Below are 22,978 nucleotides of genomic sequence, written 5' to 3' on the forward strand. Positions count from 1 at the left end.
AAATTGAGATTTTGGAACCTACCACCTATAAAAACACACGACATAAAAATACACGCAAGTGTTGAATAATAACAAAAGGAATTATAAATGAATTTCCTCAACGTCCTTTCTCTGAGGAGAGAGCAGATCAATACCATCAGCTCACTGACTCTCATAACAGGTTTAGTCGCCAGCCCGGCTTTTGCAAACCCTGTAGTCGGTAAGGTAACGCACTCAATATCAGCACCTGGCTCTGGCAGCGTATACGAAAACAGTACCGTTAGTTGGTCGCCTTTGTCAGACTACTCAAACCTGAATTTTTCACATGTAAAGTTAGGTATAAAAGCGCCTGGATTGGGATACAGCTACCGCAACCTGTCCTCGAGTAACTACTCATTTAAACCAAGCAAAGCAGGTAATTGGTGCTTTGTAGTTAGAGGCTGGCATGATGGCGCATTTGGTCTTTTCAACTCCGAACAGTGTATGAACGTAAGCGATTCCATTTCGGGTTTAGTTACACATTCCGTGTCCGTCCCTAGTAAAGGTAACACCTATAAAAACACCACTATTGCCTGGTCGCCATTATCGGCATTTTCAACAACCGATTTCTCATATGTTAAGTTGGGGATCCGCTCACCGAATGGGAGCTGGCGCTATCCAAATTTTGGCGGTAGTAGCTATACATTTATACCCGATCAAAAGGGTACCTGGTGCTTTAAAGTACGCGGTGTGTCGGGAGGTACATTTGGATTGTACAACACCCAAAGATGTATGACTGTGAATGATTCTGTATCACAGTTTGTAACGCACTCTCTGAATGTCCCTACCAGTGTGGCCATGAACAATCCGATAAAGGTAAGCTGGGCACCTTTACCTGCTTTTTCTGACCGTAACTTCTCTTATGTAAAGCTCGGGACTAAAGCACCCGATACGGCATGGAGCTTCCAGAATCTGTCTGCTTCAGATATAAATATTACGCCTAATACAGCAGGTCAATGGTGCTTCCAGGTTAGAGGTAATACCGACGGCGTATTTGGCTTGTTTACTGCGCAACAATGCGTGAATGTACAAACCTCTGTCAACGGCTTGGTTACTCATAAGGTTACACCCGTTCCTGAGGCTGTAGAAGGTGATCCGTTGGCTGTTAGATGGTCTACATTACCCGACTTTGAACACCTTGATTTCTCGTATGTAAAGCTGTACGTTACGCGCCCGGACGGAACGGCTTACCATGACAATTACCCTGAACATGGCGAGTACCAGTTTAACCCAAATCAACCGGGTAACTGGTGTTTTAGAGTGCGCGGAAAATATGATGTACTTGGACGGTACAGCAATGACGTGTGTGCCAAAGTAAAACATCGAAATATGCTATTTGACGGAGAGTTCACTCATGCAACCAATTCGGATTTGTCGCCTTTTACCAGTCACCAGACTTACCACATCGGGGACTGGAATATTGTTGATGTAAACGGCGACAAAAAAATTCGTTTCACAACTCCGGTATTGAGCGAGCAATTGAATGATCCGGTTACTGACGAGCTTGATTCATATCAGCAGTTTTACGACTACTGCACGGGTGCCCAAACCCCATACACTAACTTTAAGTCTTTCCGGTGTATAAAATCAGAAATTACGTTTGGCCGAGACAATTACGAAGATGGCGCTGATGTAAGTGCAGGTGCCACAAGCTGGTATGCTTATGAGTTTACGATTGACAAAATGCTCACCAAAGAAGAGTGCATATCGAAAAAGTCTAATAAATGCTATGTATTTATATCTCAGTTTCATACGACCAGCGCACACCCGCATTTGTCGCCCAATAATGCGGTATTGCTGAGATATACTGACGATAAATTCAACGACATCAGTCTGAACGTTAATACAAAGGTTGATTGTGATAATCCCGTTTTAACGGGTACTTCTTATTGCAATGCGCCTAATACTTACTGTGCTGAAAAAGATGAAGACGACAACTGTATCTCAGTCAGAAAATACCAGCAGCACATAATGGGCAGTCTGTCTGGCTTAAGAGAAGGCGAAACTTACTTAATCAAAATGAAAATCAAATGGGATACAGGGCTGAATGGGCGGGTAACGTCATATATTAAACGCCCGGAAGAAACCGATTTTGTACAGTTTGGAGATCAACAAAACATCCAGACTTTACCCGAAAACATACCTCTGGTTGTACAAACCGGGATGTACTGGGGCGGGTTAGACCCAACAATTCTATTTCCGAATGGAGATAATGGTTCACCAATGACGGTAACTTTAGATAAAATCCAGATGGTGAGAGAGGTATGCCATCTCCCTGACATTTTCAAAAGTCAGTCTGAGTTGAGCAGCTGTCATTAAAAGGGACATTAGTCATCATTAGACAAATATACTGAATCAGAAAAGCACAAAGGCGTAAGCCATTATGCTTTTTTATTGTCTCATTCAAAAGGTGATGAGCTATTCATTGAGTCTGCATTCGGGCGCGATAACGCTCCATGTGAACTGACTTTAGAACACAACATTAGCCTGTGATCTGGCACTATGGCGCACTATCGTGCGCCATCTTAGTTTTTTGACTCAACAAATTAGCCAATTTCAAAAGACGTCACGCCAAACGTTTTCTCTATACCAACAGACGGTGTCTCTTTGGTATACATTCTCGCCGTGTCAAATACTGCCGTCATGTTGAGTTTCTCAACGAGCGCTAGTGCCTCTGAGTTACACGTAGGTACATCAAGATATACAGCACTATCATCAGCTACTTTGGCACTCAATGCACCAATGATAGCCACTGCTTGTGACGCATTTTTGGCAAACAAAGGCGCTATTTTATAGCCCTCCTGGCACTGTCTGATTACACCTGCCCCCTGTAATTCTCCCGAAACAATCACACCAACCGAGAAAGCATTATTCTGTCCAAGCCAGGCATGCCAAAAATCGTTTCTTTGCACAGGAAAAAAGGGCATTAAAAATTGCTTAATCATTTCAGACGGCAGCGAATCAAGCGCTACGAGGTCTGCCGCGCCTCTGCATGCCAACCTGTGACTAATGCCCTGATAGCGACGATTTGAATAGGCAAAATTAAAACCCGACTTTTTGTAGTTTTCTTGCTGCTCAACCACTCCATCCAGACCAATATTGCATCCATCCAGTCTCGCCATTGCAGCCTGCCAGATTTTTAGCCCAAGCCCCTGGCCCCGGTATTCAGGTTTAACAATATAAAACCCGATAAAACCAAACGAACTGCCATATTTTACGGCAGAAATCACAGCGACCGGCTCATCATTCAGTAGCCCAATGAGAAACCCCTGAGGATCGGCCTGATAGTAACAATGTGCATCTTCAAGTCCCGGGTTCCAGCCTTCTTGTGCCGCCCAGTCGATTGCTAAATTCACCTCATCACGGGTCATAGTACGAATTGTATACTCTTGATTCATAGCGCTTGCTCCTTGTGTACAGCGATGCCGACATGACAGTGTACCAGCACTATAAACTTCTGGGTGGGAAAATGAAGTCCGACTAGCGCTGTTAGCCTTCCATTATCAATATGGACAGAAGCTAAACATGAGTACTCATCTGGTCCAGACGCTAGCTAATAAGCGCAACGTAATGCCACAAACCGGGACAAATCCAGCCCAGTGAAACTAAAAAGAGTGACGAAAGAGCGGCCACCAGGACCACCCATTTAGGATGTAATTCATTACCATCCGGGTTGTCCGGCCCACCGGGTAGCTCTTCAGGTAAATGAGCTATTTGGCTTAGAATTATGAACAAGCAAAGGCATATAGCACAGAAAAGTAAACTCAACTCAGTAATATAAGACAGGACAAATGTCATACAAGGCACGATGAAAGCCACGTTTCTAGCGCTCTGCCAGTACCTGTTCATCGGGCTATCTCCTCATATGTGATTTAGTTGTCGAGGTAAGATTGAGTGCTACTACAATACCAGTCGGATTAAGCCGCACTTAATGTGTTTTTCACATAAGAATATCTTTACAGCAGAGTGATGGAACTGTAACGACATACTTTGCGGAACGTCAATAACCAATACTATCATGCATTGTTACTTGGCAACCCGCCGTGAAAACCTAGGCGTCAATTGATACTTTACCCTGCTAAAGGGTACCGATATAATGCACAGCTTTCAAACAACCAAAACCTACTAACATATGAAAAAGCTGCTACTTATAAGCTCTATAGGCTTGATTTTACAAGGGTGTTCGGGAATGAAGAACATCCCTATGACACAAGAAACACGGGATGCCGCAAAGCAAACCAATACTTACAATTTGGTACTACAAGATGAAGTCAGACCCGCAGTCAATTTATCTAATAGTGTCAGTGGCGGTGTTGCAGGTGGCCTGGTTGGCGCATTAGTCACCTCTGCCATTGATTCATCCATAAATGAAGACCGAGCGATCGGTGCATTTGGCGTAGCAGCCCCTTTGTTGAACAATACGCTTGATTTGAACTTCCGCAAGTTGATCGTTGAAGAGTTTAATCCGGTGCTTATCTCTGAGTTTAACGCGCAAGACACCAAAGACAGCGCAGAAACAAAATATCTTAATGATGATAAAGTCAAAGCACAAATATCTGCCCTGAAAGAAGGTGAGGCTGCGCTTTACCTTTTCACCCACTATCAGTTTTTTGATAATTTCAAAGTCGTTTTGTTTGAAACAAACGCGACACTCTATGTGGCTAAGCAAGGCAAGGTCTCTGTTTCAAAGCCTGCGTACCGAAATTCATTTACCTATATTTCAGATAATGTAGGCAATGGTGGTATGGATTCAATCCGTCTATGGAATGATAACAACGCAGATTTATACAGAACAACAGTCAGTACAGCATTGTCTGAGATTAGAGAAATGCTAGAACATGATATTAAAGTGGCTCAGGAAGAGTCATGCATTACCGGTACCAAATATATCCGATATAACGCATTAGGTGAGATGAAAAGCTCAGGCAAGATTACAGAGCGAGAGGGAAAGCGGGTTCAAATCAGAGACAAAAATGGTTCACTGGTTAATTTGGCCGACAACTTACTTGTTAAAGAATTACCGAAAGAATGTAAGGCGTAAACAATGAAAAAACTAACGACTCTTTTACTTCCTCTTGCACTACTTTCAACGAATGCTCTGGCTGTTGTCGACGTAGAGATGAAAGTGAGCAAACTCCCAAAAAAGGTAAGTAAAACGCATCAACAAATCGCAGCTAAACTTGCCGATTCCAAATGCACATATGTTGTAAATCCCGTTTCAGACATCCGCCAAAACAAGGATGCAATCAGCTGGAAAGTGAACGCAACAGGGGTTCAGCAATGGTTTAATACTGTGCATCAGAATGTTGTGGCCCCCCTGCTCCCAGAAACAACTAAAGATATCGTTGTTGAAGTCACACCAAAATTGAACATGCTATACACCTATAACGAACAGTTAAATATTAATGGTATGGCGGTATCTACAGTGGGCTACTCTATTAACGGTAAACCTGCTGGCCAATATCATGTCAGAGGGTTTAACTCAGACTCTAACTGGGCAAATGGAGACAGCGAATTTGTGGGATCAGCAGAACACGCTGCTCAACATATGATCACACGCATTCTGGAAAAACTACCAGAAATTTGTAACAACGCTGAATCAGCATAATTATCGCTACAGCAAAGGGCTGCGACACAGCCCTTTGCTTGTTTACACGAAATCACAATTCTCGTCCCCTTTCACATCAAACAAGGGTTGGATGAACTTACCAGGTACATCATCCGGATAACCCATACTCAACTCAAAGTGATCTGATCTGTGTAATACTCAGTAATGGTAACTTCTTGTGATTGCTCTACAGTAGTAAGGACCGTCTCGATATTGAAAGGAATTGTTATGCACCCCCTTAAGCTTTCCCTAATAACAGCTGCAATCACAACATTGCTGGCTTGCTCCACCGAGCCTACAGGCTCTGAAAATACAGCTTCCAGTCAGGATCCCCTGTTTTGCCCGGCCAATATTAACTGGGTAACAAACCCCAATAATCCTCCCAGTGAAATTCCAGGTGGCGGGCAGAATTTGTGTCAGTTTTACCAATTCTCCTGGCAATGGTTTATTTCTTTGGTGAATGCGCCAGATGGCAATGAACGTACCTTTTTGAACGAGGAGCGCTATCGAATATTTCTTGGTGGAGGCCAGGATTCTTGTGCCCCCAATACGTTGCAATCTAAGTTGTTTGTCAGGGGTGGGAAAGACCCCCATACTACAGGTGAAGACTTTAAAGCGCCTCATGAAATGAATCAGGCGTTAAACAATGCTGTATTGTACGACCAGAATGCCAACATCGTATTGTACGAAACCCGGTTTGACAGTGGTATGTGTGATGTCGCTAAGGGCTCACCGACATTACCTGCCGGTACAACCGAGATTAAAACCTCCTGGCGCAAAATCACTGAGAAAGACAGACCTAATTATGTCTGGGTAAGATCAGATACCAATAACAATGGAGAGCTGGATGCCGATGAATTATATGGCATGGTTGGCTTCCACTTGGTAATTAGCACCCCAGAACACCCCGAATTTATCTGGGCTACCTTTGAGCACAAATACAATGCGCCGGATTGTCAAAAGGCCAACCAGCCCATCTCCGGCTGGAGCTTTGCCAGCGAGCAATGTACCGCCTCGTTGCCCACCCCGGATGCAAACTGTGAATTCAACAAAACCCTAGATCCCGACAAAAAAGGTGACTCCCCGTTAACGGGCGCGCCCACAGAGGTCTGTCAGGTTTACGCGCAAGGTACAGCTAAGGGCGACAACCAGGCCGAGCATAACAGAGCTAATATTATCTCCCTTAATGAGCAACTAAATAAAGTGTTTAAGCGTATGCCTACCTATAATTCACTACGTGTACTCGCAAAGTATGAACTGGTGGGTGGGCTCTGGTTGAACGATGTCACTCAGCCCTCAAGCAACCGCAATAATCAGCGCGGCTCCATTCAGCTAGCCAACACCACCATGGAAACCAACGCACAACAAGGACGCAAGTTCAATGAAGTGGTCTATACGGGTCCACACAACTTGACACCTGCGACAAACTGCTTTGATTGCCATGCGTATTCAGGCCCTACCAAAAACGCTGGCGTTAGCCATATTTTTAACTCTATACATGGCTCTACCAAATAACGCCCCAAAGTCAGTGATAACCTGGGTCTACCAGGTTATCACTGTCAAACCAAAATAATCGCAAAAACATGTATTAACCCTGCATTTTATCTGTGTTTAACCTGCAATTTTAAGTCTAAAATAAGCGTAATCTTAGTAATATCCGATGAGGAAAATCATGATTGAACAAGGGCAAGCCTTACCTAAGACGACATTAAGTGAATTGACTGTAGATGGCATGGTCACGCATCACAGCGACGCTCTGTTTGCAGATAAAAAAGTGGTCTTGTTTGCACTACCTGGCGCATTTACACCAACCTGCTCAGCGGCCCATTTACCTGGTTACGTCGCTCTGGCCGACAAAATCAAAGCCAAAGGTGTCGATATCATTGCATGTGTGTCTGTAAATGATGCATTTGTAATGAAAGCCTGGGGAGAAGCGCATAATGCGAGCGAAATAATGATGCTCGGTGACGGCGATGCCAGCTTTACTAAAGCATTGGGGCTGGAAATGGACACTGAAGGGTTTGGTGGGATCCGCTCACAGCGCTATGCCATGATAATCGACAATGGTGTAGTGACAGAGCTTCTGGTTGAAGCACCGAAAACCTTTGAGGTCAGTAAAGCAGAAGTCATCCTTGAAAAATTGTAATTTTCAATGACAAGCGCTGAGGGGGTGCAAACGCTCTCTCAGTATTTCGTTTGTTATCCTTTTCACTTTCCCACCTTATTTGAACACAATAACGAATACAAAAAACCAGGAATGTCATTAGGTGTCACAACTCAGTGAATCAATGGCCACAGTGCTTGAAGATCTTATTGGAACTTTAAAGGAGGCGAGAACGGGCTAGTCTGGTTCGAGCAATTCAATATCCAGTTTAACCGATGCGAACTAAGGGGTGCTATCAAAGCACTTCAGGCTTATGGAGATATGTGCAATTTGGATGGACTTGTGCTCTCGAAGCTATTGAGATAAAAAGCATACTTAAGTATCCTTCAAACATAAACTTGGCAGCTTGTTCAGCACATTGTGAAAAATTATGAATGCTCACCTAATGCAGATTAACATTGAACACGGTTGGGATATCATACACAGTCAAACCATTGCGCAAATTTACGACGATGCGTTTGGTGCTAAGTTTGCTCGTGCAATCCCCGACAAGGCAAAGCGGCTCGTCATACTCGCAGATTGCTTTATGCCCGAGTATTCCTTCATAGCTTTCGATAATGACCAACCAGTTGGAGTCGCAGGCTTTAGTGACCAAAATGGTGCACTCACATCAGGCATCGATTTTATAGGGTTATTCAAACACCTTGGCATACTCGGTGGAATACGTGCTTGCGTTATTTTTAGTTTATATGAGCGCCAGCCAAAATCGCGAGAGTTAGTGATGGACGGTATAGCAATTACAGAGTCACATCGCGGCAGAGGCATTGGCACTCAGTTACTGGACAGCATTATCAGTTATGCCCAGTCACATCACTATTCATCAATCCGCCTGGATGTGATCAACAGCAACCCCAGAGCAAAAAAACTGTATGAAGCGAAAGGTTTTGTTGTAGTTGAAACAGACTACTTTCCATATCTGAACTGGTTGCTCGGCTTTTCAGGATCAACCACCATGCAGTTTACCCTTTAGTTAAGTACAAAAACGCCCCGACTTTCTAACAGCTGCGGGCTTACTTTGTTTCTAACAACCTCAGAGGCCAACAATCTCTCGTAATGCAGCAACATGCCCCCGATAAGCGGCTTCTCCTTGTACACTCAAAGAGAGCCAGGTGCGCTGACGAGCAAAGCTGGTTCGTTTATTGACTGTGAGATAGCCAGCCTGCTCTAGGGCTTTTACGTGCTTAGATAAAACCGAATCGCTGACCTCCAGCTGTGCCTTTACTAAAGAAAACTCCATTTCGGCTACGCTTTCGAGTAATGCGCAGATCTGCAAACGGTTATGTGCATGGATCAGCGGATCAAAACACGCTTCAGTCATTGGCTTTATCCTGCGATATCCACTCCCCTGTAGGAAGCTTATACAGCACAACAAAACTCAGCAAGCCAATCATAATCCCAGCGGCGTATGCAAAGTGCCAGTCCCCCTGTTCAGTAAAATAGTGGCCTAGTAACACGATAAATGCACTCGTAAAAGCCAGCGCAATATTGCGGACTCCGGCTTGCGACTTGGAAGCCATGCTTTTTGCTTTTATACCCACACCTTTTAGATAAAAAGACCAACTCATTACCAGTACAATTAATGTACCTACAGACACGAAAGTTACGAAAGTCCACATACTACTGTGACTTGCCTGGGCACTCGCCGCAGTTGCAAGTGCAGCTAACACACTTATTAACCCGTTGAGCCAAACAGGTGGTCTGAATTTCAACAGGGCAAACCTCTTACCTTCGGCCGACATCGCCAACAGGGCTTCAGCAGATCCCACCCCTACCTTATTGTCTTTATTCATTGTCATTCCTTTACTTTCCAATATGGAAACTAAATACTAGCAGCGACTTTCCACATTGGCAAGTGAATAAATACTACACTGCTGTATTCAAAATCACAGTGCGGCACGTCGGATGGTAAATATCAGTAGTTGGGTAGTGTTTTATACCTAGTAGAGCAATTATTGACCGCCGATAAGGGACAACAACTGCTCGCCAGCCATAATGGCATTGCTCTCCCCGGCAAACACATTATCGGCTTTACGCTCAACAAACACGTCATTCAACCAACTACTGATATCTTTGTTAAACATCAGCAAAAATTCAATAGGAAAAGATGGATCCGTTGCCTGGCTGTCCAAACGCTCTGCAACCTCATCAATCATTAATGCACCGTCATTAAATTCAATACAAAAATACAATGTGTTTGCGAGCTCTTTGTATAGCCGCGCGACATTTTTAAACCGGGCCTCAGAGTAACCGTTAAGCTCTATCAAGCCTGTTTCTGATTCCAGCTCATTAAGCGCTCCGACGATAGATTCAACATCATCTTCTTCAATTGGGCTGTCCGCCCAAAAATCTTCAGCAGTCAGCGCTTGCTTGTTCAATCGCTGATCTGTGCCTCCTTCTGATGGTTCGTCCAGGTCAAAAAACAGCTCATCGAAACTGTTTTCATCAGGTTCCTGATACGGAAAAGCTTCCTGAAATAGCTCAACATTGTCTTTCAGGTGCAATCTGCCGTTTAACAACTTAGCACTTCTTTTTAAGGCCCGAAGCACAGAGTCAGAAGCATCGCCAAAGCGATTACCCTGACGCGCTGAATCCTGATAAAACTGTTTAAAGACATCGGTTGATTCACGTATTTGCCTGACCAGACGACGCATGTTCGTCAGGTCTTTTTGCAACGAAATATAATGAGTGACCTCTCCTGCCTCATTGGTGATTGCCGAGATATTCCACTCCACTGGATACATTGAGCCGTCTTTTCGATAATTAACTGAAGACCCATAGAAATAGCCATTTTCCTCCAGTGCCGGACTCAACCTGGCCAGGACTCTGCGATTACTTTTTGGTCCCTGTAAAATGGCCGTTGACTGACCTATCAGTTCTGCAAGCTCATAGCCTGTATGACGGCAAAATACCCGATTTGCATAAACAATCCGATATCCATGGTTACGATCCGCATCTGTGACGACTATGGCGTGGTGTGAGCGCATCAGTATTTGTTTGAGTAATTCAATTGGAGAAGAGTTCTCTAACAACTGACCAAAAAACAGGGTTTCTTCCATCGAGGGATCATTGGTATTCATTGGCAACTCAACTCATATTCGACCATAACGACGCTCTACACGACTAATGACAGCAAGCGATATAGGTATCGTATTGTGTGAGTTTAACTATAGTGCAAATTACCGAATACCATGATTTTTTTGAACTACATCAAATTAATTTTTCTGGGGTAACACGCATGTCAAGTTGCGGAGTCACCCCAGTTGTCATCAGTCACTGCGTTTTGCGAAACTGAATGTCTGCTCGGCCTCGAGCTTACCGCTTTGATCATGGGGAGTGGTATAAAAAGACACATTCAACTTATCCTGATCATTATCCAGTTCAATGTGTGTAAATCCCCAAATAAAGCTTTTAGACCACACCAGATCGTATTCGGGATAGCGCCTTTCCTGTTGCTGCGCAAACGGTGTATGGGTACCACGCATTTTTGCAGCTGCCCCGCTGATTATCAGGGGCAGTTTAGGTTTAGAACTACCCGGCATTACGCGGCTACAATCATCCGTTAATAACTCCAGATCATGTTCGTGACCCGCAATGTAGGCATCTGCATATTGACATAACTCGGGCAAAATCAGCCGTCTCAACACATGGCCTTCATCATATTTAGTGCCACCTATCGACCATAATATGTGATGTCCGTACACCAGTTTCCACTTTGCTTTAGAATTTTTAAGGCCATCGGCCAGCCAGGCTAATTGCCGGTGATCTTCACCATTAACCGGCTCTTCATGACGCTCAATGTCTTCAACCTCTGCCTGCCCAGCAGCCAGAGCACTGGCCAACCCCTGTTCGCTGCCGTCCGGGCGTAACGGGATCTCATAGTAGTGTTGGCCCGAAAGCAGCATATTGGTATCGAGTACAAACAGTTCAACATCATTACCCGGCTCTCCTTTGGTATAGCTGTAGTAACCTCGCTCAGACATGGTAAAATTTGGCTGACTTGCCATCCATTCAGTTTGCAACTTCACCCCTTTACGTGATGTTTTCCAGTCGTGGTTGCCCAGAGCAGAGTACACAACTAACTCTGGTTGCTGCGCAAATAGCGGCTGCAACGGTTTTAAGATCAGATCGTTCATACGTTGCTGATCGTCTTTACCATCATTCGCGCCGGCGCCATCAGGGTAAATATTGTCGCCCAGTTGAATGGCAAAATCGCACCGTTTTATCTGGCATAAGGTTGCCATCGCCTTACCAGTTGCTATCGCACCGGTCTGCTCGGTGGCTATGTCCGTGTCAGGGTAAATATATATGGGGGCATGATTAAACTCATTCAGCGGGCGATGCTCTTCGAGCCAATCTGCTTTTTCAGCCGCAATAAATTGCGTTTTATTTTTGGGCTTCTGAATGTGTTTTTCTTTAGGGTAATCCGGGTGATACCCCCCGTCACCAAACGCCAGGAAAGAAACATTGGCCGACATCGCAGGACTCGATATCAATACAGAAACGCTCAGGCAGGAAAGTGCAATATATTTTAAAGTCATAATTTTAAATGTGCCGGATCAGCCCGGCACGCTCCAACAAGGATTAGAATGAGTTATAGGTAAAGCCCAGTTCGAATGAGCGACCATATTGCTCATACTGGAAGTTATATTTTTGCTCACCGTGATAAATGTAGAGTGGTTCATCCGTCAGATTGACGGCGTTAAAGTACATCTGCATTTGCTCATTGAAGTAGTATTTAACGCTCAAATCTAACTGCATGTGGTCATCCTGATACACACGTGCATCATTTTCAGTGCTCAGATAGGCTTTGCTTTTATAGTTACCACTCAGGCGCGCACTTAAGGTGTCATCTTCGTATCCAACCATCAGGTTTACCACTGTATCCGACTGACGAGTCAATTTGTCATCTGCGTCAATTAAGGTGGTATTAGCTGACAGCATCAGGCCATTTTTGAAGTTTTTGCTGTAAGCCAACTCAATACCTGTTAAGTCTGCCTCGCCACCATTCACGAATTGCATGACCTTTTTATAGCCCGCCCACTGTGCCTGATCCTGCACTTCCTGCTCAGTGATAAAGTTATCGATTTGCTTGTGGAATAATCCAGCAGACATAACGCCAATACTGCCTGTGTAGTATTCAATGGACAAATCCAGGTTCTGAGACTCATACGGGTCCAAGTTTGGATTGCCAACTTCACCTTCTCGCTCTGTCACCACCTGTCCGTCGTCTTCATCTGTTTCACTTTCGAGTAACTGGTAGGCTGCAGCCTCTTCAAATCCCGGACGTGCAATGGTTTGGGTATAAGCAAAGCGTGAAATCAGATCATCGCCCAGCTCGTAACGCAGAGTCAGATTGGGTAGCAAATGATCGTAGGATTTCTCAACTTCCCAAGGGGTGATATTGACTTGCTCTGTGTCTGCTAATTTATCTTTTTCCAGTGAAACCTGATAACCCCGCGTGGTGTAGTCAGTATCCTCGTAACGTACACCCGTGATCAGGTTTAGTTTACCAAAATCAATATTGACCATGGCATACAGCGCACTGACGGTTTCTTCAGAGCGATAGCTACGACCCTTTGACTCGATATCGGTTTCCTGATCGTTTCGCTCGAAGGATGCCTGATTTTGCGCAAAGTAGGCCTGCAATCCGGATTCGGATAAGCCCGGACCAAAGTCGCCCAGGTCATACTCTGGTGCACCCGTTTTAAACTGCTCTGCCGTCACATCATCAAACCCGCCATCGTATACCACAGCGTTGACTGAGTTCAGCTTTTCACGGTCGCGATACTTAGCGCCAAACTTAAGCTCTGCATTATGTCCAGCGATAACCAGATCTTTAGTCAGATCTAATTTAAAGCTGGTTGCTTCATCTTCGCTCAGATTATTTTCGTGAACAATTTCGTCGAGTTCAAAACGGCTTAATTGATGTGCGGCCTCACTACGAGACAAAATCGGGGTGTCTCCCAGGCTGGCATAGCCCAGAGTCAAATCTTCTCCGGCAAACGCTATATCCAGTCGATCAGGCTCTTGCTCGTCTGATTTTGAGTAAACCAGACTGTATTCTACAAACCAGTCTTTGATCAGATGCTCACCACCCGCGACCACAGACAAAATGCTTTGTTCCTCGTAACGATCTTTGCTGTCCCGGTCCATTTCAGCACCGCTAAAGTACGCCATCGTATCGCCTGATTGCCCGCTTAAATAATTGCCTTTATCGAACTTGTATTCATTGCGCAGACGGAACTCGTCGTCTGAGAATTCGCTGTACATGGTTCTCAGATAGTACTTATTGAACAATCCCTGATGCAGATCCAAATTCAGGGCAGCTCCCAGGCGCTCTCGGGTGATGGTATAGTGACGCTGTTCAATTTCCTCTGCACCAAAAAAAGCCACTTCTTCGCCGGAATTGGCATCTTCCATTTCCAACTCCATCCAGCCGCCATCAGTTTCCATATTATGTGAGCCAAACTTTCGTTCAAACCAGGATACCGCCGTCGCTACGCCCAGCTGAGTCTGGCTGCCAATGTCATAAATATCGCTGTAGCTAGCGGACAGTTTGGGGCTGCTTTTTTCAACCTGTTCATTGTAAGCGCCCTGAACATTGAAACTGTAGCTTTCCCCTTCACGGTCAAATGCACTCAGACTTTTCACTTCGATACTGCCACCAATCGCATTGGCATCCATATCTGGGGTGACTGTTTTGCTCACCTCAAGACTCTGAATAATTTCACTTGGCAGCACGTCCATTGCAACGCTGCGCACACCACCTTCCGGAGAAGGTACAGCTGCGCCATTGATAGTCACATTGTTGAGATTTGGATCAATTCCCCGGATCCCAACAAAACGGCCTTCACCCTGATCTCGGTCGATAAACAAACCCGGCAGACGCTGCAATGCCTCGGCCGCATTCTGATCTGGTAACTGTCCGATGCTATCTGCACTGACGATAGACTTGATACCATCCGCATTTTTCTGCCGGTTCAATGCACCTGCTTGCCCTGCGCGTTGTCCTTTAACGATTATGTTATCCATTTCTCCCTGGTAGGCGCTAAGCTGCACCCGGGTTTTAGTCACTTCATTGTCTTTGATCACCACTTGTTTTGTGACAGATTGCGCGCCGATATAGCGTACTTCAAGCGTGTAGGTACCGGCTGGCAGATTGATGAACCTAAACTCACCATTACGCTCGGAGCTGACTTCACGCCCCAGCTCCTTAATAATAACTTTAGCCCCTTCAAAGCGGGCTTTGTTTTGCTGATCCGTCAGTTCACCTTGCAACGTATTAGCAAGTGCTGGTGCACTCATCACGCCAAGTGCTAAAGCAACGCCCGCACAGGCCTTAGAAATCACGGAAGGTAGATTATTTTTCATATTTTTTCTCGCACAGGAAGAGTCGTTTATAAAATCCGCGAAGACCTTAACCGGGCTCAATGACCGAATTATTGCAATTCCTGTGGGTACAGCCTCTATTTAACGGCAAAAAGGGCCATTTAAAGCCAATTTGAGCTAAAATGTCCCCTCCTCAGGCTTTAACCTGCTGGCATTTATGAAAAAAGCTGGATTCTTCCGCGCACCTAAACACTTCCATGAGCTATTTTAACCCGGTAAGAACATTGCTCAGTTATTCGCTATGCTGCAACCATGGTTCGCTAACTACATGATCCCTGCCACTTTTGCTTAGAGTAACTGACTGAGGGTAAGCAGTGCATAACACCCCATCATTGCGGTTTCATAAACACCGCAGGGTTTAGAAAATAAAGTGAGAGCTAGTAACTTATAAATTTATTTTGCTGCCATTGCGTGATAAGAATGGCCAATCAGGTTTGATGAGCAATAAATATGAAAAAAGCCGCGGTACGAAGGTACTCACGGCTTTAACAACCAGAATTTGTTTTTACAAAGCTTGTTCAAGCTGAGGTAAGACGTCGAACAAGTCTGCGACCAGGCCGTAATCAGCCACCTGGAAAATTGGCGCTTCGGCATCTTTGTTGATGGCAACAATGACTTTCGAATCTTTCATGCCTGCAAGATGCTGAATTGCACCGCTGATACCAACAGCAATGTACAAGTCTGGTGCAACAATTTTACCTGTCTGACCTACCTGCATATCGTTAGGTACGAACCCGGCGTCAACCGCCGCACGAGATGCACCAATAGCAGCGCCTAATTTGTCAGCAATGCCGTTAAGCAATGAGAAGTTTTCACCATTTTGCATACCTCGACCACCTGAGATAACAACAGGTGCCGCCGTCAGCTCAGGGCGCTCTGATTCTGTTTGTTCAACACCAACAAAACTACTTTGGGTATTTTCAACTGAGGTAGCCAGTGTCTCAACAGCAACAGGTGCCTGCTCACCAGCCGCATCAAATGCGCTGGCACGAACAGTAATGATTTTCTGCGCTTCCAGTGACTTAACTGTCGCAATAGCATTACCTGCGTAGATCGGACGCATAAAGGTGTCGGCATCAACAACCCCGACAATCTCAGAAAGTTGTGATTTGTCCAGTAAAGCAGCAACGCGCGGCATGATGTTTTTACCCGTGGTTGAAGCCGCTGCCAGAATATGACTATAACCTTCAGCCAGCGTAATCACCAGATCAGCGGTACTTTCTGCTAGTTGATGTTCTAGCACACTGTCGTCAACCAGCTTTACCGCCTTTACACCGGCGATTTGTGCAGCAGCCTCTGCAACAGGACCCACATTATTACCCGCAACCAGAACATCAATTTCAGCGCCAAGCTGACTAGCTGCATGAACGACTTTTGCCGTTTCAGGCTTTAATACACCATTTTCGTGTTCAGCAATGACTAGTACGCTCATGAGATCACCTTAGCTTCAGTTTTTAGTTTATTGACCAGTTCTTCTACGCTCTCAACAATGATGCCCGCTTCACGTTTAGCAGGCTCTTCCACACGCACAAGTTCAATACGTGGCGCAAGGTCAACGCCCAGCGTGTCTGCTGCGATAACATCAAGCGGTTTACGTTTTGCTTTCATGATATTTGGCAATGAGGCATAACGAGGCTCATTCAAACGAAGATCTGTGGTTACAACCGCAGGCAGGTTCAAGGCCACGGTCTGCAGACCACCATCTACTTCTCGAGTCACAACGGCTTTACCATCTGCAATTTCAACGTTAGATGCAAAGGTTCCCTGAGGACGTTTAGTTAATGCAGCTAACATCTGACCAGTTTGATTGTTGTCAGAATCGATAGACTGTTTACCCAAAATAACCAGTTCAGGGCTTTCTTGCTCTACCAACTTTGCCAGAAGTTTGGCTATATGTAGGGATTCAAGTTTTGCATCAGTTTCAATATGAATTGCTTTATCAGCACCCAAGGCCAGTGCGGTGCGTAGCTGCTCCTGACACGCTTTATCACCGATTGAAACAGCGATCACTTCGTTCGCTTTACCTGCTTCTTTTAAGCGAACGGCTTCTTCTACCGCGATCTCACAGAACGGGTTCATTGCCATTTTCACATTGGTCAGATCAACATCACTGTTGTCGGCCTTGACTCTTGCCTTGACATTGTAGTCAATCACGCGTTTGATTGGCACAAGTACTTTCATGGTTACTCCATCATCTGGTTATTCTATTGGCTGACGTACACGTCAACAAAACAATTTAATGAAACCAGACTACTTCCTGTTGACGTAAACGTCAACCTAAAATAACCTTAGCTTAACCTTAACAAAACTAAAGCCTCGTTTTAGTTAAACTACCGTCAATCTATGTGAGGTAAAAATGGTCGAACGCGAAACCATGGAATTTGATGTTGTGATTGTAGGCGCGGGCCCTGCGGGCCTGTCGTGTGCGATCCGACTTGCACAACAAGCACAGGAAAAACAACAAGAACTGATGATCTGTGTCGTTGAAAAAGGCTCTGAGGTCGGAGCACATATATTGTCTGGTGCTGTCTTTGAAACTAAAGCGCTGGACGAATTAATCCCGGATTGGGCCGAAAAAAATGCCCCTGTCACAACAAAAGTGACCGAGGACGAAATCTACCTGTTTAAAGATCAGGACAAAGCCACCAGCATCCCGCACTTTGCGGTCCCCAAAACGTTTAAAAACGACGGCAATTATATTGTCTCTATGGGCAATGTCTGCCGCTGGCTGGCTGAACAGGCTGAACAACTGGGCGTGGAAGTATTCCCCGGATTCAGCGCTCACTCGCTGATAGTTGAAGATGATGAAGTGAAAGGCATCATCACCGGCGATATGGGTGTTGGCAAAGATGGCGAGCCAAAAGACAGTTATATGCCAGGTATGGAACTGAGAGCCAAATACACTGTCTTTGCAGAGGGCTGTCGTGGCCACTTGGGCAAACAGCTTATCAGTCAGTTTGCACTGGATAAAGACGCCACCCCTCAGCACTACGGTATTGGCTTTAAAGAGATCTGGCAAATTGACCCGGCAAAACATCAGGAAGGTAAAGTTGTCCATGGCACGGGCTGGCCGCTCGATAGCGAAACCCATGGTGGTTCGTTCATGTATCATGCCGAGAATAACCAAGTCGTGATCGGATTGATCATTGATCTAAACTACAAAAACCCGTATCTGAGCCCGTTTGACGAGTTTCAGCGCATGAAACATCAGCAAGTATTCAAAGACACGCTGGAAGGTGGCGAGCGCGTTGCATACGGCGCCCGCGCTATTGCAAAAGGCGGCCTTCATGCATTACCTAAAATGCACTTTCCGGGGGGTCTGCTAATAGGGTGTGATGCCGGTACGCTGAACTTCGCAAAAATCAAAGGCAACCATACGGCGATGAAATCGGGCATCATTGCCGCAGATACCATTGTGACGGCGCTGGGAGAAGATGCTCATCGTGCTGAGTTAAACGAATTTGCTGACAATTTTAAAAGCAGCTGGCTATATGACGAACTTTATCAGTCACGTAACTTTGGTCCGGCCATGCACAAGTTTGGTCGTATCTTAGGCGGTGCTTACAACATGGTTGACCAAAACCTGTTTTCAGGTTCATTGCCATTTACACTCAAAGATACCACGCTGGACCACGCATCTCTTCGACTGGCAAAAGATTCGCAGGAAATTAGCTATCCGAAGCCGGACGGAAAGTTAAGTTTTGACAAGCTTTCATCGGTGTTTTTATCCAATACTAACCACGAGGAAGAGCAGCCTTGTCATCTGCAGCTCAAAGATGTGACCATTCCGATCCAGGTTAATCTTGAGCAGTATGCAGAGCCCGCTCAACGTTACTGCCCGGCTGGTGTCTACGAAGTCAGCGAGACTGAAAATGGCGATAAACAGTTTGTGATCAATGCACAAAACTGTGTCCACTGTAAAACCTGTGACATCAAAGATCCGAGTCAGAACATCACCTGGATGACTCCAGAGGGTGCCGGCGGCCCCAACTATCCAAATATGTAATCCAACCCGGCAGGTGCCAGCTACCTGCCGTAAACACCCTTTATCCTAAATTGCCGGGGCAAAATGCCCCTTTTTTTCTATACTTAAGCAAACGTTGAGATAATGAGGTGCCCCATGGCGCAGCAATCGGAAGTCGTGTTTCGCTTTTTAGCAGAGCCAACAGATGTAAACTTTGGTGGCAAAGTACATGGCGGTGTGGTGATGAAGTGGATAGATCAAGCGGGCTATGCCTGTGCAGCAGGCTGGAGTGGTGCCTACTGTGTTACTGTATCCGTCGCGGGTGTGCGTTTTCACCGCCCTATTCTGGTTGGTCAGATTGTGGAGGTTTCCGCCCGTATTGCACATACCGGCAAAACCAGTATGCAGATATTCATCCAGGTACGCTGCGGTGATCCACAAAAGCAACATATGGTAGAAACCAATCACTGCATAATCAGCTTTATCGCTATGGATCAGGCTGGGTACCCTGTTCCCGTTGCCAAGTTTGAGGCAAAAACAAAAGAGCAAAAAGCGCTGGAGCAATATGCCATTCAGATGAAAGAAATTGCGATTCAAACAGAATCTTTGTTACAAAATACGCTGGATCAGGGTGACTGATCCAGCGCTTACACAAGCCACTTACATACTAAAACTGATACATAGCACCGATGAAGGCTATGTCCATCGTATCATCGCCAACGAGTGGACTTTTGCTGATAACATCATCCAACTCCGTTCTGCTCACACTGCCAATCAATGTTACCTCAGGCGTGATTTGATAATACGCATTGAGTCCAAAGGTAACGTTTATCGCATTGTCGTCAGTCTGATAGGCTGTGCGGCCGACTGATGCATTGATATTCTTACCGCTTATTCCGTAAACGGTGTTCACATAGTCCGAATCGAGCCAACGTACCTGTGCCTGTGCTGAAATACCAAACCCGTGGCTGCTTTCATACAAAGGAACTTCTGCACTCAGTGCAAAATTGGTTGCATCTGATTCATCAGACAAGTCAGTGTGGCCGGATAAACCAAACCATAAAAACTTTGCCCCATAATTCAGTACCAGCTCACCATCGGGCGCATCATAGCCCTCAAACACTTTGCTGTTAGAGCTATTGTCTCCAAACAGGCTGTCATACCCTTCGTTACGGTAGCCAAGACCCGCATAAGCGCTGAAGACGTCGTTAATATTCAAAAATTGATAACCAATGGTGCTGTCTTCATTAGAAAACCAGTTGCCTTTTTTAATGTCTGCCATAGGAATGAGTGCAAACTCATTCTCACCGCCCTGCCAGGGCAGATCTGCAACAAGCACACCCGCGCCTATTTTTACGTCCCAATCGTCGTTTGCCTGCTCTTCAGCAAGACTGCATACACTTGTCATTGCCAGACACAGCCCAAGTGCTTGTACCATGTTGTGTTTTGTTATCCCGATCATAATGAGTTCCTTTGTCTCTATAAATTTGCTTTAGCGCTGAGGTAAAATAATCAGAGGACTTTGGAGACCAATACAAGATGCCTGGCCGACTGCCCCTGAACTTCACGGCTTCATAATGCGCTGAAATAATGCAAAACTCAGTGAGGACCTTGTGAGCAACTGTTACTTTGTGCGGCATTTCAAAACAATTATTCACATAACCTGCTTTCATCGGTATTTTCTTGTGAGTAAGTCACTCAATTTGGAACGGTTTAAAATTATCGAATCCAACCCTTACCTACTGGTAAGAGCTGTGGTATGATTGCCGCCGGCTTAAATAATGGTCAAATATAGAGCAAGCAGTAGTGAGAAATGTCCGATTTTTGGTGGTCGATGATTGTACCACTGTACGCAACGTTGTACGTAACATCATTAAGACGCGTCTGGGTTCTGAACAGGTGATGATGGCCGCCGATGGTAAGCAGGCACTCCAGATCCTAAAATCAAAGCCTGTCGACATTATTATCTCTGACTGGCAGATGCCTGAAATAAACGGCGAAGAGCTGCTTTATGAGGTTCGTAACAGCACCCAGTTTAAAGACATTCCTTTTATCATGATGACCTCTAATGGCGAGCGTGATTTTGTTATTACCGCAATACAAAATGGGGTCAGCCATTTTGTCGTTAAACCTTTCAGAGCAGATAAACTGGAAGCTGCAGTCAATAAATCTTGGAACAGTGCCAGTAAACGAGATTCAGTCAGACACTCGGCTCTGCCCTCACATGCAATGCGGATCATCGCCTCTGATGCCCTACTTGAAGCCAAAGTACATAACATCAGTCATACCGGTATGCAGGTCTATACCAATTATGTTGATGCTCTGAAGCTATACAAACTCACTGAATTTAACCTCAGCTTTGACAATTTTGACGGGACTCAGGCACTGAGCATATCCCCGCTCTATGGCACCATAGTGCGCATAGAAGCAAATGATGGACCTGAGCAGGATTGTTTACTTGGTGTACGCTTTGAGTTAGAAAAATGCAGTGAACAGGTTCAGAGGAACCTCGACAAACTGATGAAGCGCCTCAACAACGTGGTACCGGATATCGTTGATAATAGCTAGATGACCTGTCTGGCGAGTTCAAATACCGTTTTATTGGTGTGCTTAACCAACTCATGACGCGGCATCTCGCATTGTGACATCACCTTATTGACGACTAACTCTATTTCACATTGTAATGCTGTATTGAACTGGGTAGCGCGCACACTGCCGTCGCCCACACCAGCGAATAAAGGCTGTAAGAATGCCCGCCGCTTACGCAACTGCTCAACCACCAGGGGCGTCACCGGCGATTGCTCCGAAAACACTTTGCGACAAATATTGCTTACCAGGCGGCTGTAAGTCGGCTCCATCATATTTGAGATTAAATCTGTGTGTTGCCCACCTACCTGGGTACTTTCTAAACTAAACATTTAACAAACCAATACATAATGTAATAACCCGATCCTAGCTACAAACCTAAGTCTATGGAATTACACTCGATTACAGCGATATGCTGTTGCATTTGTTCGATGCGCATTACATCGTTACAATACGCGCAAATTTACTAGCCGGAATAAAGCGTGCAATTCGATATACAGCCAATCGGTGTGATCCACTCACCATATAAACAAAAGTTTGCTATTCCCAGACAACCTCGCCTGGTGCCAGAGGCAAAGGCCAAACTGGTATTTTGCGACGCGTTTAACCGCGAAGAATTCGTACGAGGAATAGAAGAGTTCAGTCACCTTTGGCTATTATTCCGCTTTCATGAAACCGCTGACAAAGGCTACTCTGCCTTAGTACGGCCACCACGGCTGGGGGGCAACGAGCGTAAAGGCGTATTCGCAACTCGCGCCACCTTTCGTCCCAATGGCATTGGTATGAGTGCGGTGAAACTCGAAGGCGTTGAGTACAAAAACGGGCAACTTGCACTTTTGCTGTCTGGTATTGATTTATTGGACGGCACGCCCATTGTTGATATAAAACCTTATCTGCCCTACTCAGACGCGCTGACCGACGCGGCAGCCGGATTTGCCGATACCCGTCCTGAAACGGCAATGACCGTCAGTTTCAGCAAACAAGCCGAAGCCTTTATTAATACCCAAAGCGATTACCCGGAGCTTAAAGCCTTCATAACCAACGTGCTCAAGCAGGACCCGCGCCCGGCGTATAAGAAAATGAAGGCAGAAACGCAGAGTTATGGTATGAACCTGTATGACTTCAACATTCGCTGGATGGTCGACGGGGAGCACAATCAGGTGCTGGAAGTGACTCATATCCAGCCGGATTGAGCAAAAACTCCTCAGCCATAGTAACAGTCGCTTTTTCACAATAAATAAAGCTTTTT

General features: G+C 45.4%; 20 protein-coding genes. 10 read left to right on the forward strand and 10 right to left on the reverse strand.

Going from position 1 to position 22,978, the window contains the following annotated elements; genetic code table 11:
* Positions 1-87: 87 nt before the first annotated feature.
* A complete protein-coding gene (locus CWC22_RS09915; RefSeq protein ID WP_138538226.1) occupies positions 88-2,337 on the forward strand; it encodes a hypothetical protein in 2,250 nt (749 codons plus the stop codon).
* Positions 2,338-2,564: 227 nt separating this feature from the next.
* On the opposite strand, the gene CWC22_RS09920 is transcribed toward CWC22_RS09915, so the two are convergent.
* Complete coding sequence (locus CWC22_RS09920) at positions 2,565-3,416, reverse strand: GNAT family N-acetyltransferase (protein ID WP_138538225.1); 852 nt, start codon at positions 3,414-3,416, stop codon at positions 2,565-2,567.
* Positions 3,417-4,207: 791 nt separating this feature from the next.
* On the opposite strand from CWC22_RS09920, the gene CWC22_RS09925 reads away from it, so the two are divergent.
* The 5 genes from CWC22_RS09925 (at position 4,208) to CWC22_RS09945 (ending at position 8,760) form a co-directional block, all read left to right on the forward strand.
* Positions 4,208-5,059: a hypothetical protein gene (locus tag CWC22_RS09925; protein WP_125559583.1), complete on the forward strand. Its 852-nt coding sequence runs from the start codon at positions 4,208-4,210 to the stop codon at positions 5,057-5,059.
* Positions 5,060-5,062: 3 nt separating this feature from the next.
* Positions 5,063-5,626, forward strand: a complete 564-nt coding sequence (locus CWC22_RS09930) for a hypothetical protein (protein ID WP_164517511.1) — start codon at positions 5,063-5,065, stop codon at positions 5,624-5,626.
* A gap of 228 nt (positions 5,627-5,854) precedes the next feature.
* Positions 5,855-7,141, forward strand: a complete 1,287-nt coding sequence (locus CWC22_RS09935) for a hypothetical protein (protein ID WP_138538224.1) — start codon at positions 5,855-5,857, stop codon at positions 7,139-7,141.
* 157 nt (positions 7,142-7,298) lie between these two features.
* Positions 7,299-7,772, forward strand: coding sequence for a peroxiredoxin (locus CWC22_RS09940; RefSeq protein ID WP_125559587.1), 474 nt, complete (start codon positions 7,299-7,301; stop codon positions 7,770-7,772).
* Positions 7,773-8,160: 388 nt separating this feature from the next.
* Complete coding sequence (locus tag CWC22_RS09945; RefSeq protein WP_230090560.1) at positions 8,161-8,760, forward strand: GNAT family N-acetyltransferase; 600 nt, start codon at positions 8,161-8,163, stop codon at positions 8,758-8,760.
* Positions 8,761-8,820: 60 nt separating this feature from the next.
* Here the strand turns inward: CWC22_RS09945 and CWC22_RS09950 are convergent, their stop codons facing one another.
* The 7 genes from CWC22_RS09950 to CWC22_RS09980 all read right to left on the reverse strand — a co-directional run bounded on the left by CWC22_RS09950 (position 8,821) and on the right by CWC22_RS09980 (position 17,360).
* Positions 8,821-9,108, reverse strand: coding sequence for a transcriptional regulator (locus CWC22_RS09950; protein ID WP_125559589.1), 288 nt, complete (start codon positions 9,106-9,108; stop codon positions 8,821-8,823).
* The gene (locus CWC22_RS09955; protein WP_138538223.1) at positions 9,101-9,580 is read right to left on the reverse strand and encodes a hypothetical protein; all 480 of its coding nucleotides are present in this window, start codon (positions 9,578-9,580) and stop codon (positions 9,101-9,103) included. Before CWC22_RS09955 ends, CWC22_RS09950 begins: the two co-directional genes overlap by 8 nt.
* A 159-nt stretch (positions 9,581-9,739) precedes the next feature.
* A complete protein-coding gene (locus CWC22_RS09960; RefSeq protein ID WP_230090561.1) occupies positions 9,740-10,867 on the reverse strand; it encodes a PAS domain-containing protein in 1,128 nt (375 codons plus the stop codon).
* A 189-nt stretch (positions 10,868-11,056) separates the two neighbouring features.
* The gene (locus CWC22_RS09965; protein WP_171045057.1) at positions 11,057-12,328 is read right to left on the reverse strand and encodes a metallophosphoesterase; all 1,272 of its coding nucleotides are present in this window, start codon (positions 12,326-12,328) and stop codon (positions 11,057-11,059) included.
* 43 nt (positions 12,329-12,371) lie between these two features.
* Complete coding sequence (locus CWC22_RS09970; protein WP_138538222.1) at positions 12,372-15,161, reverse strand: TonB-dependent receptor; 2,790 nt, start codon at positions 15,159-15,161, stop codon at positions 12,372-12,374.
* A gap of 523 nt (positions 15,162-15,684) precedes the next feature.
* Positions 15,685-16,611, reverse strand: a complete 927-nt coding sequence (locus CWC22_RS09975; protein WP_138538221.1) for an electron transfer flavoprotein subunit alpha/FixB family protein — start codon at positions 16,609-16,611, stop codon at positions 15,685-15,687.
* Positions 16,608-17,360, reverse strand: coding sequence for an electron transfer flavoprotein subunit beta/FixA family protein (locus tag CWC22_RS09980; RefSeq protein WP_138538220.1), 753 nt, complete (start codon positions 17,358-17,360; stop codon positions 16,608-16,610). Before CWC22_RS09980 ends, CWC22_RS09975 begins: the two co-directional genes overlap by 4 nt.
* A gap of 175 nt (positions 17,361-17,535) precedes the next feature.
* On the opposite strand from CWC22_RS09980, the gene CWC22_RS09985 reads away from it, so the two are divergent.
* Together CWC22_RS09985 and CWC22_RS09990 are read left to right on the forward strand one after the other, a co-directional pair.
* Positions 17,536-19,185, forward strand: a complete 1,650-nt coding sequence (locus tag CWC22_RS09985; RefSeq protein WP_138538219.1) for an electron transfer flavoprotein-ubiquinone oxidoreductase — start codon at positions 17,536-17,538, stop codon at positions 19,183-19,185.
* Positions 19,186-19,299: 114 nt separating this feature from the next.
* On the forward strand, positions 19,300-19,782 hold the full coding sequence (locus tag CWC22_RS09990) for an acyl-CoA thioesterase (protein WP_138538218.1): 483 nt from the start codon (positions 19,300-19,302) through the stop codon (positions 19,780-19,782).
* A gap of 28 nt (positions 19,783-19,810) precedes the next feature.
* Here CWC22_RS09990 and CWC22_RS09995 read toward each other — a convergent pair whose 3' ends face one another.
* Positions 19,811-20,605 carry a MipA/OmpV family protein gene (locus CWC22_RS09995; protein ID WP_138538217.1) on the reverse strand — a complete coding sequence of 265 codons (795 nt, stop codon included), beginning with the start codon at positions 20,603-20,605 and terminating at the stop codon, positions 19,811-19,813.
* Between the two features lie 344 nt (positions 20,606-20,949).
* Between CWC22_RS09995 and CWC22_RS10000 the strand changes: the two genes are divergently transcribed.
* Positions 20,950-21,711: a response regulator gene (locus CWC22_RS10000; protein WP_138538216.1), complete on the forward strand. Its 762-nt coding sequence runs from the start codon at positions 20,950-20,952 to the stop codon at positions 21,709-21,711.
* On the opposite strand, the gene CWC22_RS10005 is transcribed toward CWC22_RS10000, so the two are convergent.
* A complete protein-coding gene (locus CWC22_RS10005; RefSeq protein WP_138538215.1) occupies positions 21,708-22,061 on the reverse strand; it encodes a hypothetical protein in 354 nt (117 codons plus the stop codon). The genes CWC22_RS10000 and CWC22_RS10005 overlap by 4 nt on opposite strands.
* Before the next feature lie 150 nt (positions 22,062-22,211).
* On the opposite strand from CWC22_RS10005, the gene tsaA reads away from it, so the two are divergent.
* The gene (gene tsaA, locus CWC22_RS10010) at positions 22,212-22,922 is read left to right on the forward strand and encodes a tRNA (N6-threonylcarbamoyladenosine(37)-N6)-methyltransferase TrmO (RefSeq protein ID WP_138538214.1); all 711 of its coding nucleotides are present in this window, start codon (positions 22,212-22,214) and stop codon (positions 22,920-22,922) included.
* Positions 22,923-22,978 lie beyond the last annotated feature (56 nt).

Origin of the sequence: Pseudoalteromonas rubra (assembly GCF_005886805.2) — a bacterium.
In the GTDB taxonomy this organism is placed as follows: domain Bacteria; phylum Pseudomonadota; class Gammaproteobacteria; order Enterobacterales; family Alteromonadaceae; genus Pseudoalteromonas; species Pseudoalteromonas rubra_D.

Coding starts and splice junctions, on each gene's coding strand:
- CWC22_RS09915 (WP_138538226.1), top strand. CDS start 88: ATGAATTTCCTCAACGTCCTTTCTCTGAGGAGAGAGCAGATCAATACC.
- CWC22_RS09920 (WP_138538225.1), bottom strand. CDS start 3,416: ATGAATCAAGAGTATACAATTCGTACTATGACCCGTGATGAGGTGAAT.
- CWC22_RS09925 (WP_125559583.1), top strand. CDS start 4,208: ATGAAGAACATCCCTATGACACAAGAAACACGGGATGCCGCAAAGCAA.
- CWC22_RS09930 (WP_164517511.1), top strand. CDS start 5,063: ATGAAAAAACTAACGACTCTTTTACTTCCTCTTGCACTACTTTCAACG.
- CWC22_RS09935 (WP_138538224.1), top strand. CDS start 5,855: ATGCACCCCCTTAAGCTTTCCCTAATAACAGCTGCAATCACAACATTG.
- CWC22_RS09940 (WP_125559587.1), top strand. CDS start 7,299: ATGATTGAACAAGGGCAAGCCTTACCTAAGACGACATTAAGTGAATTG.
- CWC22_RS09945 (WP_230090560.1), top strand. CDS start 8,161: ATGAATGCTCACCTAATGCAGATTAACATTGAACACGGTTGGGATATC.
- CWC22_RS09950 (WP_125559589.1), bottom strand. CDS start 9,108: ATGACTGAAGCGTGTTTTGATCCGCTGATCCATGCACATAACCGTTTG.
- CWC22_RS09955 (WP_138538223.1), bottom strand. CDS start 9,580: ATGAATAAAGACAATAAGGTAGGGGTGGGATCTGCTGAAGCCCTGTTG.
- CWC22_RS09960 (WP_230090561.1), bottom strand. CDS start 10,867: ATGAATACCAATGATCCCTCGATGGAAGAAACCCTGTTTTTTGGTCAG.
- CWC22_RS09965 (WP_171045057.1), bottom strand. CDS start 12,328: ATGACTTTAAAATATATTGCACTTTCCTGCCTGAGCGTTTCTGTATTG.
- CWC22_RS09970 (WP_138538222.1), bottom strand. CDS start 15,161: ATGAAAAATAATCTACCTTCCGTGATTTCTAAGGCCTGTGCGGGCGTT.
- CWC22_RS09975 (WP_138538221.1), bottom strand. CDS start 16,611: ATGAGCGTACTAGTCATTGCTGAACACGAAAATGGTGTATTAAAGCCT.
- CWC22_RS09980 (WP_138538220.1), bottom strand. CDS start 17,360: ATGAAAGTACTTGTGCCAATCAAACGCGTGATTGACTACAATGTCAAG.
- CWC22_RS09985 (WP_138538219.1), top strand. CDS start 17,536: ATGGTCGAACGCGAAACCATGGAATTTGATGTTGTGATTGTAGGCGCG.
- CWC22_RS09990 (WP_138538218.1), top strand. CDS start 19,300: ATGGCGCAGCAATCGGAAGTCGTGTTTCGCTTTTTAGCAGAGCCAACA.
- CWC22_RS09995 (WP_138538217.1), bottom strand. CDS start 20,605: ATGATCGGGATAACAAAACACAACATGGTACAAGCACTTGGGCTGTGT.
- CWC22_RS10005 (WP_138538215.1), bottom strand. CDS start 22,061: ATGTTTAGTTTAGAAAGTACCCAGGTAGGTGGGCAACACACAGATTTA.